We start from the raw sequence: 13,279 nt of genomic DNA, 5'->3' as shown, positions 1-13,279 counted from the left end.
CACCTTTACCGACCAGGAATCTTTTATGCAACAGCCAACATCATCACGTCGCCTGCGACTCGGTCTTTTCGTTCAGCCGGTGGGACAACACGTCAGCGGCTGGCGTCTGACCCAGCAGCTCGGCGATCCCACGGACATCGACTGGCTGATCACCCTCGCCAAAAAAGCGGAAGCGGGTAAGTTCGACCTGTTTTTTGTCGGCGATGCGCTGGCAACCAGCATGTACCGACTGCCGTCGACCATGGCCCGACTGGAACCGCTGACGATGCTCTCCGCGCTGGCGGTCAATACCCGTCGCATTGGCCTGGCGGCGACCGCCTCTACCACCTTTAGCGATCCCTTTACCCTGGCGCGCAGCTTCTCATCGCTGGATCACATCAGCCGGGGGCGCGCAGCCTGGAACGTCGTGACCTCGTTTTCAGACGATGTTGCCCGTAACTTCAGCCGCAGCGATATGCCCGACCACGCCGCACGCTATGCCCGGGCGCGCGAGTTCCTCGAGGTCACCAACAAGTTATGGCAAGGCTGGGAAGAGGGTGCGGTTCAGCCCAACAAGCAGACCGGTGAATATTTTGTCGATGACAAAATCAAGCCGATCAACCATCAGGGCGAGCATTTCCAGGTACAGGGCCCGCTTAACATCACCCGTTCTCCGCAGGGGCGTCCGGTGATTATTGAGGCCGGTTCCTCTGCCGATGGTCAGAAGCTGGCGGCTGAGACCGCAGAGGTGATCTTCACCGCCGCCGCCAGCCTTGAGGAAGCGCAAACCTTCTACCGCAGCCAGAAAGAGCAGGTGGTTGCTGCCGGACGTAATCCGGATCATGTGGTGATCATGCCTGGCGTGATGCCGATTGTCGGCCGCACGCGCGAAGAGGCGCAGGCGCTGTGGAAGGAGCTGAATACGCTGGTGGATATTGATAATGGGCTGCGTCAGCTTTCGCTGCGATTCAGCATGGATCTCAGCCAGTATCCGCTGGATGGCCCGGTGCCGGAGGTGCCGCCGGGTGAAGGGAACCAGAGTCGCGTTAAGCTGATGACCGAAATGGCAAAACGTGAAAACCTGACGCTGCGTGAGCTGGCAGCCATTGCGGCGGGTTCACGTGGGCACCGGGTGATTGTCGGTACCGCGCAGGATATTGCTGATGATTTCCAGCTGTGGCTGGAACAGGGCGGCGCGGATGGCTTTAACATCATGCCCGCCATCATGCCGGAACAGCTCGACCTGTTTGTCGAACGGGTGATCCCGGAACTGCGCCGCCGTGGGCTGTTCCATGACGATTACCCGTTTGCCACGCTACGCGAGAACCTGGGTTTGCCCGTGGTGTAACGGCAAGGATCGATCGGTTACGCTGGCGAGGCGCTATCCACTCCGCCGGATCATCGGGAAAACAGTTAAACCCGGCGGCTCAGGTCGCCGGTCTGTTTCGGAACCGGCCTTAATCAGCCGACAGCAATCCACCTGCCAGCAGCCTGAACGCCTCAATCGCTTTGGGCAGCGTTTGTCTGGGATTATCGCTGGCTGCCACCCAGAGTGCAGCATTAAATGCGCTGCCGTTGAGCAGGCGTGCCGCAGCTTCCACATCGACCGGCCTGAGCGTGCCGCTCGCCGCCATTTGCGCTAAGGCGCTGCGGGTGGCTTCCAGGCAGGCATTCTGGCTGGGCCAGCGGGTGGGATCGCCAAGAAAGGCCGGCCCATCAAGCAATACGATACGCTGCACTTCCGGGTCGAGCGCCATTTCAATGTACGCGGCCCCCTCCAGCATCAGCTTTTCCCATGCGGTATCAGCGGCGGCGGCAACGTCTCTGGCACGCAGCGCTATCTCGCTGTCCACCTGCGCCACTACCGCAGCCAGTAAGCCTTTTTTATCGCCAAAATTGTGGTACAGCGCCCCCCGGGTAAGCCCGACGCTGGCCGTCAGGTCATCCATCGATGCCTCGGCGAATCCCCGCTCGGCAAAGGCCTTGCGGGCAGCAAAGATCAGTTTACTGCGATTCTCTTTCATTGTTTCAGCACGACGACCTGCAGCCATATTTCCTCCCTCGTTGATACGCTGCGTATATTAATTGACATACGAGGCGTATGCATGATTTATTCATATACGGTTCGTATCTGAATCGGGGCGTGGTTTTCCATGCGCCGTCACGTCAATCCACAATAAGGCGATTTTATGATGCAGCGTGAAGTGATTTTCCCGGCAGGGCGTCATGCGCTATACGAAAAGCATGGCTATTCTGCGGCGATTAAATCCGGTGATTTGCTGTTTGTTTCCGGACAGGTTGGCAGTCGCGCCGACGGTTCGGTTGAACCTGAACTGGCTGAGCAGGTCCGACTGGCGTTTCGTAACCTGCAAGCCACGCTGGCTGCAGCGGGCTGTACGCTGGATGATCTGATAGACGTCACCACATTTCATACCGATCCGGAAAACCAGTTCGCCACGGTGCTGGCGATTAAAAATGAAATATGGCGGCAGGCGCCTTACCCGAACTGGACGGCGGTCGGCGTCAACTGGCTGGCGGGCTTTGATTTTGAAATCAAAGTGATTGCGCGGGTACCTGAAGCGGCGGATAACCACTGAGTCAGCCGGCCGAGCTGTTGTAAAAAGAGGCCGCTTCAGCGGGAGAGATAAAGCCGGCTACGACAAAGCCGGCAGTCTGATCGGTGCGATATCGGGGCTTATGACGCGCCGCGACGATCACCCTTACCGGCCTCTGCAGGCGGTAAAGGGCGCCGCTTAGTTCAGGATTGCCTGTTCCACGCTACAGCGCACCCGCAGGCCGGAGAGGGCGAGATCGCTCAGCGCACGGGTCGGTGCTGCGCAACCCGCGGCGATAATGTGGACTTTCATTGGCTGGCTTTGGGGAGAAAGCGCCGTATGCGTGACACAGTGCTGCGTCATCATGCCGGTGAGATAGATATCGGTAATACCGTGCTCGCTGAGTAACGGTTCGAGATTCGTGTTAAAAAAGCTGTCCGCTTCAGCCTTAACCACCACCGGCGCATTGCCCAGCGCCGCAGCAATATCCGGATGAAACGCTGCGCCTTCGCTCTCCGGGCGGAAAAAAGGTGCCTCAGCGGTGGCGATATGCTGAACGCCGACAATCAGCCATCCTTTTTGCTGCGCGTCGTTAATCGCTTTAACGGCCGCCTTACACGCCTCATCTGCTGCTTCAAGCGGAAAGGCCCCGCCGGGGAAGTAGTCATTCTGAATATCAATCACGATCAGGGCATTTTTCATGGTGGATCCTTTATTAACAGGGAAGGAAGAGCGTGGTGTTATCGTCAGTCAGCCATATCACGATCATCTGCGTTATGAATATCCTTATCGGCGACCCGATCACATTACCTGCTCATTGATCGGGCAGGCGTAACGCGTTACTCGGTGGCCTCAGCCAGCCTGCGGGCTGCTGGTCGCTTACCCCTGCGGCCGGCTGAATGGCGCGTTCATCCATTGTCATATTATGACGTAGTTGCAGCCGTCAGCCGTTTCTGATGCCAGGCCAGCCACAGCAGCGGCAGCGCAAGCAGCAGCACCCACGGCAGTAACAGCAGGTTCATGGTTTTCCAGCCGTACAGACTGAGCAGCGATCCGGCACTCAGTGAACAAATAAGAGAGAAGATAAACACGCTCATGTCGTTGACCGCCTGCGCCACCCCTTTTTCACTGGTGGTATAGGTCGTCGCAAGCAGGGTGGTTCCGCCGATGTAGAGAAAGTTCCAGCCGGTGCCGACCAGGATTAACGCACCGGCAAATCCTCCCCAGCTGACCCCGGTACAGGCCAGCCCAATGTAACCCAGCATAAGCAGGACGCCGGTCAGCATGATGCTAATCACACCAAAGCGCGCAATCAGTTTGCCGGTAAAGAAGGAGGGCAGAAACATACCCAGCACGTGCAGCTGGATCACTTCAGCGCTCTGGCTAAGGTCAAACGCATGATGATGCATTGCAATTGGCGTCGCCGTCATCGCAAGTACCATAATGCCGAATCCGGAGGCGGCGGAGAAAAGTGCCACCAGATACGCGGGCTGGGACAGCACGGTTTTCCACGGCCGGGCTGCGACCGGATCCGGCACGGCGCTCTGCGGCGGCGGCATCTGCAGACCGGAAAGCACCACCACGCCGAGTAACGCCATAATCCCCATAAAAAGAAACGAGCCGAGGTAAGGGATCGCGAACAGGGCGCTGCCACTGCGCGCCAGCAGCGGCCCCAGCAGGGCGGCGACGACGCCACCGGCCAGCACCAGCGAAATCGCTTTCGCCCGTAACGCGGGCAGCGCCGCTTCGCTTGCCGCAAAGCGGTAAAACTGTGCGAAAGCCTGATAAACGCCGAGGAAAAACATGCCCAGACACAGCAGCAGAAAAGAGTGCAGTGCCATTGCTGTCATTGAAACGGCGGCGGCAACAATTCCGCTCAGCGCACCGCTGATAAAGCCGGTTTTTCTGCCGACTTTGCTCATCCACAATGACGCCGGAAACATGACAAGAGCGGTGCCGAGGCTGGCCATCGACAACGGCAAGGTGATCAGGGCGGGCGAAGGGGCCAGCAGGTCACCGGCCAGACCGCCAATCGTCATTGTCAGGATAGAAATGGTCTGAAATATCGCCTGGGAGCCAGCCAGTATCAGCACCGGGCGATGGATATTTTTCATTGTGATTAACGCTCCGCAACAGAAGATCAGGCAGGCTGACAGCCGGTCCGTGGGCAGAAAGCCGCATCCCGCCGGATGAATCGAGCCGACCTGTCTGGTATAGCGAAGAGTGTAAAGCGTACCGTGCAGTGGCGTGAGTTGCCCGCCAGCCATTAAACGATGACATCAGGCCAACCTCATGCCTCGCGTTTTACCGTTGAGTTGAAGCAGGCGGCGGAGCAACAGGGGAAACTGACTTTTCAGGCTGAGGCGAGGCGGGGAGCTGTATTGCAACAGCGACAGCAGTGGCAACAACAGCAGCAACAGTAACAGCAGCAGCGGCAACCGCGGCAAAAGTGGCAACAACGACAGCAGCAGCGGCAACCGCGGCAAAAGTGGCAACAACAACAACAACAACAGCAGCAGCAGTGGCAATGGCTGTGCCAGCGCGCCGTCATGGCAAGGCGCGCTGGCAGATATCGTAGTGAGAAAATTGCCGGCACTCAGCCGTCGTTATTGCTATTTCAGGCCCAGCTTGCGGGCCAGACGATGAAGGTTACCGGGATCAAGCTCCAGCTGGCGCGCCACTCTGGCCCAGACTTTGCCATTACTTTCATAGACATGGCGGATGTAGTCATACTGGAATTTACGGGTGGCATCGTTGAGACTCATCATTGGCATGCTGTTAACCGATTCGGTCAATCGTGACTCAGGCGGCGCCTGATTCTCGAAGCTGAAATGCTGGGGAAACAGGATCACTTCGCCGGTTGGCGATTCAGCCTGGGCGATAACCGCCGCCCGATAAATTGCATGCTCCAGTTCGCGAACGTTGCCTGGCCAGTCCGCCGCTTCAAGCAGGCTGCTGGCCGCCGGACTCAGGGCCACGCTCATCAGCCCGAACTTCATCCGGCATTGCTCGCAGAAGTAACCGGCCAGCAGCACGATATCGTCGCGGCGCTCATTCAGCGACGGAACAAACAGCGGGAAAACGCTTAAGCGGTGGAACAGGTCCGCCCGGAATCGCCCCTCGGTGACCGCTTTACGCATATCCATGTTGGTCGCAGCAATAATCCGCACATCAACGGTCAGCGCTTTGTCCTCGCCGACCCGCTGCAGGTCGCCGTACTGAAGCACGCGTAGCAGTTTGGCCTGCAGCGAAAGCGACAGTTCGCCAATTTCATCCAGAAATAAGGTTCCTTTATCCGCCAGCTCAAACTTACCCGGACGATCGTGAATCGCGCCGGTAAAGGCCCCTTTTACGTGACCAAAAAGCTCACTTTCCGCTACGGTTTCCGGAAGCGCTGCGCAATTGAGATAGATCAGCGGCCGGGCCGCGCGATGAGAATGGCGATGGATCGCCTGCGCGATGAGTTCCTTGCCGGTTCCGGTTTCGCCCATGATCAGCACGATGAGGTCAGAGGGCGCAACCACGCCGATCTCTTTTTTCAGATGCAGCAGCGCGGCAGATTCACCGATGATCTGCATCTCCTGATCCTCTTCAGGCCGGAAGGGCAGCGGGGTAAAAGAGGAGGCCGGCTTTTCTAACTGTTCCATCAGCAAAGCATTATTTAACGCACCGGCGGTCAGGCTTGCCAGCACGCGCAGCTCTTCATCGCTAAAATTATCAAACTGGGTAGCGTTAATGCCGTCGAGGGTCAGCGCCCCGATCAGCCGCTGTCCCGAAAAGAGCGGCATCCCGACGCAGGCATGCACATGTAATTCACCCTGTTCGGGGATCAGGCCGTCATAGGGATCGGGCAGCGTGCTGTCGGCCGGGAAACGCACCACATCACCGGCGCGCGCAATCGCCTCAAGCCGGGGATGGGCGTCAAGTTTAAACCGGCGTCCCATCACGTCAGGTGCCAGGCCAGCGGTGGCCAGCGGTCTGAACTGCTGTTTTTCATAGCGTAACAGCGCGGTAGCGTCGCAGTGCAGCGCGGCGTGGATACTCTTAATCATCTGGCTAAAGCGATCGCGGCCGCTTACGCCTTTTTGAATATCCACTGCCAGCCCAGCCAGCGTCTCAACAGATAAAGCCATATAGTCACCTGCACACGGGTTGTCTTAATAACAATGTATTACGTTGTTATAAACACAATATCACGTTGACCTGATGAGGAATATCAAGCACTTAAAAAATGGCACAAAGTTTGCTCTATCTCATACAGAGACTTTTTAAGGAGCAGAACCATGTCCGACCTGAAAACGACGCACGTGCTTACCACAGAACAGCTCGAAACCGCCGCCAATTCATTGCGCTGGGCGGCGTTCGGCGGTCCGCGTGGACCGGTGTTTACTTACCGACAGAGTGCCCCGGACCGGCTGCATTTCGAAACGGTGTATAACGGACGCAAAGCCTGGGTCGATTTAGATATTCCCTACACCCCGGTCTCCCTTATCGTCGCAGGCGCACTGCTGCTCCAACAGCTTAATACTTATATGGGGTAATGCCATGAACCATAGAGAAGAGGTGAACAGGGCGGTCGAGGCCGCCTTAGCGAACAATGTCATTCGCGAGATGAATACGCTGCTGTGTGCGCTGAGTGAAGATCCCGAACTGAGCCGGGAAGAGCGCTATAGCCAGCAACAGCGCCTGCGGATGGCGGTGTTTAAACACAGTACCGAAAAACAGGAACTCGCTGAACAACGCCGTAACTGGCTTACTCGCGGCGGAATCATTGGCTAACCGGAGATTGACGATGACCCAGAGCATCCCACAACATTTTGTTCATACCCGCTCCACGCCTTTCTGGAACCGGGAAAGTGTGCCAAAAGCACTGTTAACCCATCACAACACCCGCGCAGGCGTCTATGGCCGGCTATCGGTGATGCGCGGTGCGGTAAAATATTTTGGTTTTGCCAGTGAAAATGAGACAACCCACGAAATGGAAGTCACCATTAACGCCGGGCAGTTTGGTATCAGCCCGCCGCAATACTGGCATCGGATTGCGCTTTTAACTGACGACACTTACTTCAATATCGATTTTTTTGCCGATCCGGATGTCGCCTTAACCGGCAACGGATTTGAGCGTGAGGTACATATCCCGCCCAGGACAAAAAATTAATTTTCTTCAGACTCGCTGCGGCGGGTTTTTTATTGCCCGTAGCCTTGTCATTAAAACAATGCATTGTGAACAAAACAATTTACACCCATGTCTTTAAAACAATGTTTATAATTTAATTTTATATAAAACAATGAGTTAAAAGTTGGCACGGCAGATGCAAAGAGATACGGGACTATCACTTACACTGCGAGAATTTCTGATGAATATCCATGTTAAAAATAACATTTCCTGGGTGGGTAAACGTGACTGGGAAGTCGAGCATTTTCACGGTAAAGAGTACAAAATGCAGCGTGGCACCAGCTATAACAGCTACCTGATTCGTGAAGAAAAGACGGTGCTGATCGATACGGTCGATCTCAGATTCCGCTCCGATTTTGTCAAAAACCTGGCTGAAGAGATCGATCTGAAAAAAATCGACGCCATCGTCATTAACCACGCTGAAGAAGATCACTGTGGCGCGCTGGCCGAGTTACTGGCGCTGATCCCCGGCACCCCGATTTACTGTACGGCAAACGGCGTCGACTCCATCAACGGGCATCATCACCATCCAGAATGGAATTTCAACATTGTTAAAACCGGTGACTCACTGGATATCGGCAACGGTAAAAAGCTGATCTTCATTGAAACTCCGATGCTGCACTGGCCAGACAGCATGATGACCTACATGACGGAAGATGCGGTGTTATTCAGTAACGATGCCTTTGGTCAGCATTACTGCGATGAACATCTGTTCAACGATGAAGTTGATCAGAACGAATTATTCGACCAGTGCCAGCGTTACTTCTCTAACATCCTGACCCCGTTTGCTCGCCTGGTCACCGCGAAAATCACCGAGATTCTCAGCTTCGGCCTGCCGGTTAGCATGATCGCAACCTCGCACGGCGTGGTGTGGCGCGACAACCCGGTACAGATCGTTGAGCTGTATCTGAAATGGGCAGCCGATTATCAGGAAGATCGCATCACGCTGTTCTACGACGCGATGTCGAATAATACCCGCATGATGGCCGATGCGATTGCCGAAGGCATCCGCGAGACCGATCCGCGGGTGGCAGTGAAGGTTTATAACGTCTCCACCCACGACAAAAATGAAATCATCACCTCCTGCTTCCGCTCAAAAGGCATTCTGGTCGGTTCTTCCACCATGAATAACGTGATGATGCCGAAAATCGCCGGCATGCTGGAAGAGATGACTGGCCTGAAATTCCGCAATAAACGCGCCTCAGCGTTCGGTTCTTATGGCTGGACCGGCGGTGCCGTGGACCGGGTCGCCACCCGACTGCAGGATGCCGGTTTCGATATGACCATCGCGCTTAAAGCGAAGTGGCGTCCCGATCTCTCCGCGCTGGAAGCGTGTCGCGAACACGGCCGCAAAATCGCCCGTGAATGGGCGCTCTCTCCGCTGCCTGACTCAGCGCCAAAGCCCGCTGAGGAAGCAGTGCCAGCCGCGATTGCAGCCGCCGCAGCGGTAAACCGTGATGGCGTGGCGATGGCAGAAGCGGGCGAAGGCGCTGAACAGAAAATGATCTGTACCGTCTGCCAGTGGGTGTACGACCCGGCAGACGGTGAACCAAATCAGGGCGTTGAACCTGGCACCGCATGGCAAGAGGTACCTGACGATTTCTTATGTCCGGGATGCGCACTGGGTAAATCTGTGTTTGATCCTTTCGAGGGCTAAGCGAATGTCTGAAGATATTGTGATTATCGGCTCCGGGTTCGCCGCCCGGCAGCTGGTTAAGCACCTTCGTCAGCAGGATAAAACGGTACCGATTCGGGTTCTCGCGGCCGACAGCTGCGATGAGTACAACAAGCCTGAGCTGAGCCATGTGATCAGCCTGCGCTGCGCGGCCGATGACTTAACCCGTCAGACGGCAGCGGAGTGGGCCGAAAGCCAGAACATCATGCTGCATCCTTGCACTGTGGTTAGCGACATCGACACGCTGGCGCGCAGGGTGAACAGCAGCGCAGGCGATTTTGCTTACGGAAAGCTGGTGCTGGCCACCGGTGCCCGGCCTGTGATTCCGGCGATGCCGGGCAGTGAACTGATCTACACGCTCAACAGTCAGCAGGAATATCGCCAGTGCGCCACCGGGCTGATGAATGCGGCACGGGTGCTGATCATCGGAGCCGGGCTGATCGGTACCGAACTGGCAATGGATCTTAATCGTGCCGGTAAACAGGTAACGATTATTGATCGCAGTGCAGGTCTGCTCGCCGCGCTGTTGCCGCCGGAAATCAGCGGTCGTCTGCAACACCGATTAATCAACAGCGGCGTGCAGATGATGTTCCAGACTGAAGTGACTGAACTTGCCCGCCAGGCAGATTCTGTTGCAGCTACCTTCAGCGACGGAGAGAAAAAGTGTTTTGACGCGGTGGTGTGCGCCATCGGCTTACGTCCCGATTCAGGGCTGGCAAAAAGAGCGGGTATCGAGGTGCGTCATGGCATTGTCGTTGATCGCACGCTCGCCACCTCGGTTCCCGATATTTATGCGCTGGGCGACTGCGCAGAGATAGAGGGAAAACTGATGCCTTACCTGCAGCCGGCGACGCTGGCGGCGATCACCCTGGCCAAAAATCTGACCGGACAGGCCGCTAACCTGACGCTGCCTCCGATGCTGATCAAGGTCAAAACACCGGATATGCCGCTTCAGCTGGCGGGCGATCCGGCTAATCCGGCCTACAACTGGCAGATGGCGTTCTCTTCAGACGGCGTGATCGCGAAAGGTTATGACCCGGACGGGGTGATGCGCGCTTTTGTGGTCAGTGAAGATCACATGAAGGTGGCGTTCAGCCTGCTGAAGGCGTTAAACACCCCAGCAGCCACTTAACCGCATCGGTAACGCCGGCACGATACACCAGACCGCTGCACGCTTCCCACGGTGCAGCGGATGTCAGACGCGATCCTGCCGGCTTCTGACCGCTATTTAACTTGCCAATAGGTCCTGTTATGAACACTTCTGAAGACGCAGTAGTTAGTCATATTACGCTGCACAATCCTCCCTCCTGTACCTGTGCCCGGATTATCTGGCTTTCGATGAACTGCGATGCCTTTGCGATGAATATCGGTACCGCTAACGGTGACGCACACATTGATGCCAGACTCGGTTCAGTTTATCGCAGCACCCGCTTTCACCCGGAAGCGCTTAAAGAAACGGTTAACGATTTATTCTGGGAAATTTGGGCGGTATGGGAGCCTGAAGAAGGGATTAAAGTGATGGAGCGCGGGTAAGCCGGTTTTACGGCCGGTCAGGAGGCCGCTGACGGAAAGCCGGTATTAATGCCGTTCAGGCAAGAGTCTCGACCAACATCACGCCGCGCCGTGTCCGGCAGAGCAGGTGAGTGTTCTGCCGGAGCGGGCAAGGCGTCTGCCGTTCATCACGGGCGGCGGCCGGGTGTCGTCCGTTCATCTGCGGGCAGCGTTCATCCTCTCTTTTCTCAACCGTCCGCATCACCGCTGCACAACCTGGCCGGCTCCCCGGTTTATCACTTCCCCGCCTGATCATATCCACGATCGACTGCACCCTATTTACTGCATTTTTATATTCCGCTTCGCACTCTTTACGCCTTTTTTATCTGCCATCCGGTTAACTGTCTGCTCAGTAACCTTCACGATTCAGTCACGCTGAAGACCGGCTGAGATCGGAGAAGGCGAGGGGGGATACCGTTTTTACGGTCGCCCTGTCAGCATTCAAATGCAGCGCCCGGATCAGCGGGCAATCGATACTCTCTCGCTTTGCCGGCGCGGCTGAACAGATGAAGGGGGCGATTATTGTTAATCCGTATGATTCTGATGAGATTGCGGCGGCTATTCATACCGCGCTGCGCCTGCCTTTATCCGTCAGGCAGGCGTATCACCAGCAGCTGATAAAGGAACTGCATATTCATGACAGCCACTGGTGGTCAGCGCGCTTCCTGAGCCAGCTGAGCGGGTCACCAGGTGATACCGGAGCGATGCCGGCAGCGGGTCTGATAGATTCCGCCGGGTTTGGTAACCGGCCGCGCTACTGACAGCCCGGCATGGGTGTCTGGCGGACAGAACGGGCGTGACAGGACCCGCTAGCCGTTAAACCTGACGGTACATTCAGCGGCATTCAGAATGCTGGACGCAATGAAGATATCCTGCTTTCCGCTTTGGTTAGTACAGGGATATTTTTCCGCAGGAATGACTGCTCTGAATGATGGTTTGTTGCGGTGCAGGTTTGATAAAAAATTAGACAGCATGGCTGTTTATTACTGAACACTTTCCATTAGCAAAAAATGGTTGAGTAAACTGTGTTTTATCCTGGCTAAATACCGTGAATCATGCTGGGTTTTCTAGAGGGTGGGATTATTTATCAAACTGGAACGTGAGCGACAATAAGCAGCAAGTTAACGGATAAAACAGAGCCGTGGCGTGCGCCACGGCCAGAAAATTATGCAATCTGCCACTCGCTTTCAACATCTGCCTTCGCTTTAGAGAGAATGACTTTATTATCATCCACCTCTTTTACCCAGCTAAAGGGAATAATATGGTGTTGCCCGCCCGCTTCAGGATCGCTTTTTGCCAGCTTGATTTTATCGTCACCTTCAAAATGATCAACAACCCCTACGTGTTCACCATTAACATCAACGACCTGAGCGTGGTCTAAAATTTGTGATTTATCTACCATGGAAATTTCCTCCTTATTCATTTGTGAGGTCATTGCCTCAGACCGATTAATCCTGGTTGCTGAAGCTGAATTACGCCAGCATATTAACAAAATGAAATATTTTACGGGCTGCCGGAGAAAATAACGGCTTCGTCAGTTAGCTGAATAAATCAGTTAATTATGGTCCTGATCGGCGTAGCGCCAGAATATCGGTCGCTGCCCTTGCTGACTGCCGTGCCCCCCGGACTCATAGTTCGCTGAAAAGCAGGCCCGGTCAGCGTTCAGACGGATTTTGCGACCATGCCGATGGCCGCCAGCAACATAATGCTACCCGCCGAGCGGAACAATATGCGCTGGGCGCGGGGGCGGGTTAAAAAGTGCCGAATCCGCAGCGCAGCCAGAATAAAAATCGCGCCCACCAGCAGCAGGACCAGAATAGTCAACGGCACCAGCATCATGGCCCAGGTTTGCAGTGAAACCCTATCCACGGAGATCACCAGCGGCAAAATAGCCAGATAAAAGGCAATGGTTTTGGGATTACCCAGCGTAATAGTCAGGCCTGAAAGCCATGCCGAAATCAGCGCTTTTCGACTCGCCCGCTGGTCAATATTGATGGCATGCGGAACATAATGCCAGAACTGCCAGGCGAGAATGCAAAGATAGAGCGCCGCCGCCCGGTTAAGTTGAGTAAAAATAACCTGTGGGCAGTGAACGCCTTATTTAATCCTTTGTGGGGCGCGGCCTCGTTTACCGTAGTTATGACTTATGACGGTATGGTTTTTATTAAAGTCTGGATGTCTTGTTATCCAAAAATAGCGTTAATAAACCGATTATATTGCCGGGCGCGCCGCCTGTTTCCCGGCCTGAATAGCTGTGTATCGGCACGGGTTTAAATTATTGCCAGAAGGCGTTTCGCTATTAAATACGCTGCCTGTCGTCGCCGCATCTCCAGTAAGCGCGCT

The 13,279-nt window shown here is 55.4% G+C and carries 16 protein-coding genes and 1 pseudogene; 10 read left to right on the top strand and 7 right to left on the bottom strand.

The features are described from left to right. The first annotated feature begins 25 nt into the window (after nt 1-25). Nucleotides 26-1,327: an LLM class flavin-dependent oxidoreductase gene (locus ABIB18_RS03120; RefSeq protein WP_354473621.1), complete on the top strand. Its 1,302-nt coding sequence runs from the start codon at nt 26-28 to the stop codon at nt 1,325-1,327. Between the two features lie 109 nt (nt 1,328-1,436). Here ABIB18_RS03120 and ABIB18_RS03115 read toward each other — a convergent pair whose 3' ends face one another. Next, entirely contained in the window at nt 1,437-2,030 is a 594-nt protein-coding gene (locus tag ABIB18_RS03115) for a TetR/AcrR family transcriptional regulator (protein WP_354473620.1), read from the bottom strand. A gap of 138 nt (nt 2,031-2,168) precedes the next feature. Here ABIB18_RS03115 and ABIB18_RS03110 point away from each other — a divergent pair, with 138 nt between their 5' ends. After that, complete coding sequence (locus ABIB18_RS03110) at nt 2,169-2,576, top strand: RidA family protein (RefSeq protein WP_031377985.1); 408 nt, start codon at nt 2,169-2,171, stop codon at nt 2,574-2,576. A gap of 156 nt (nt 2,577-2,732) precedes the next feature. Here ABIB18_RS03110 and ABIB18_RS03105 read toward each other — a convergent pair whose 3' ends face one another. The 4 genes from ABIB18_RS03105 to norR form a co-directional block, all read right to left on the bottom strand. Next, the gene (locus tag ABIB18_RS03105) at nt 2,733-3,236 is read right to left on the bottom strand and encodes an isochorismatase family protein (protein WP_031377984.1); all 504 of its coding nucleotides are present in this window, start codon (nt 3,234-3,236) and stop codon (nt 2,733-2,735) included. 221 nt (nt 3,237-3,457) lie between these two features. After that, complete coding sequence (locus ABIB18_RS03100; RefSeq protein WP_046288470.1) at nt 3,458-4,648, bottom strand: MFS transporter; 1,191 nt, start codon at nt 4,646-4,648, stop codon at nt 3,458-3,460. Between the two features lie 165 nt (nt 4,649-4,813). Next, entirely contained in the window at nt 4,814-5,062 is a 249-nt protein-coding gene (locus ABIB18_RS03095; protein ID WP_354473619.1) for a hypothetical protein, read from the bottom strand. Between the two features lie 84 nt (nt 5,063-5,146). After that, nucleotides 5,147-6,667 carry a nitric oxide reductase transcriptional regulator NorR gene (gene norR, locus ABIB18_RS03090; protein ID WP_354473618.1) on the bottom strand — a complete coding sequence of 507 codons (1,521 nt, stop codon included), beginning with the start codon at nt 6,665-6,667 and terminating at the stop codon, nt 5,147-5,149. A 150-nt stretch (nt 6,668-6,817) separates the two neighbouring features. Here norR and ABIB18_RS03085 point away from each other — a divergent pair, with 150 nt between their 5' ends. From ABIB18_RS03085 to ABIB18_RS03055, 7 genes are all read left to right on the top strand, one after another. Next, nucleotides 6,818-7,075 (top strand): hypothetical protein, encoded by a 258-nt coding sequence (locus ABIB18_RS03085; protein ID WP_031377309.1) that lies wholly within the window; start codon nt 6,818-6,820, stop codon nt 7,073-7,075. A 4-nt stretch (nt 7,076-7,079) separates the two neighbouring features. Continuing rightward, a complete protein-coding gene (locus ABIB18_RS03080; RefSeq protein WP_031377308.1) occupies nt 7,080-7,313 on the top strand; it encodes a DUF2526 family protein in 234 nt (77 codons plus the stop codon). Between the two features lie 13 nt (nt 7,314-7,326). After that, entirely contained in the window at nt 7,327-7,692 is a 366-nt protein-coding gene (locus ABIB18_RS03075) for a TehB family protein (protein ID WP_354473617.1), read from the top strand. A gap of 199 nt (nt 7,693-7,891) precedes the next feature. Next, nucleotides 7,892-9,367 carry an anaerobic nitric oxide reductase flavorubredoxin gene (gene norV / locus ABIB18_RS03070; protein ID WP_069727995.1) on the top strand — a complete coding sequence of 492 codons (1,476 nt, stop codon included), beginning with the start codon at nt 7,892-7,894 and terminating at the stop codon, nt 9,365-9,367. Between the two features lie 4 nt (nt 9,368-9,371). Then, on the top strand, nt 9,372-10,517 hold the full coding sequence (gene norW / locus ABIB18_RS03065) for an NADH:flavorubredoxin reductase NorW (protein WP_031377305.1): 1,146 nt from the start codon (nt 9,372-9,374) through the stop codon (nt 10,515-10,517). Nucleotides 10,518-10,636: 119 nt separating this feature from the next. After that, nucleotides 10,637-10,918 (top strand): hypothetical protein, encoded by a 282-nt coding sequence (locus tag ABIB18_RS03060; protein WP_128088281.1) that lies wholly within the window; start codon nt 10,637-10,639, stop codon nt 10,916-10,918. A gap of 404 nt (nt 10,919-11,322) precedes the next feature. Continuing rightward, the gene (locus ABIB18_RS03055) at nt 11,323-11,697 is read left to right on the top strand and encodes a trehalose-6-phosphate synthase (RefSeq protein WP_354473681.1); all 375 of its coding nucleotides are present in this window, start codon (nt 11,323-11,325) and stop codon (nt 11,695-11,697) included. 404 nt (nt 11,698-12,101) lie between these two features. On the opposite strand, the gene ABIB18_RS03050 is transcribed toward ABIB18_RS03055, so the two are convergent. Then, nucleotides 12,102-12,338 (bottom strand): DUF2171 domain-containing protein, encoded by a 237-nt coding sequence (locus tag ABIB18_RS03050; protein ID WP_354473616.1) that lies wholly within the window; start codon nt 12,336-12,338, stop codon nt 12,102-12,104. A gap of 260 nt (nt 12,339-12,598) precedes the next feature. After that, nucleotides 12,599-13,012 (bottom strand): annotated as a pseudogene (locus ABIB18_RS03045) (LysE family translocator); the annotation flags it as partial. Here ABIB18_RS03045 and ABIB18_RS03040 point away from each other — a divergent pair. Beyond that, on the top strand, nt 12,947-13,210 hold the full coding sequence (locus tag ABIB18_RS03040; RefSeq protein ID WP_316552071.1) for a hypothetical protein: 264 nt from the start codon (nt 12,947-12,949) through the stop codon (nt 13,208-13,210). The pseudogene ABIB18_RS03045 and the gene ABIB18_RS03040 sit on opposite strands and share 66 nt — an antisense overlap. The last annotated feature ends 69 nt before the right edge of the window (nt 13,211-13,279 follow it).

The organism is Pantoea sp. UYEF8 (assembly GCF_040546285.1).
Taxonomy (GTDB): Bacteria; Pseudomonadota; Gammaproteobacteria; order Enterobacterales; family Enterobacteriaceae; genus Pantoea; species Pantoea brenneri.
Note: the sequence above shows the minus strand (reverse complement) of the source record. Positions and strands in the feature narration are given on the sequence as shown.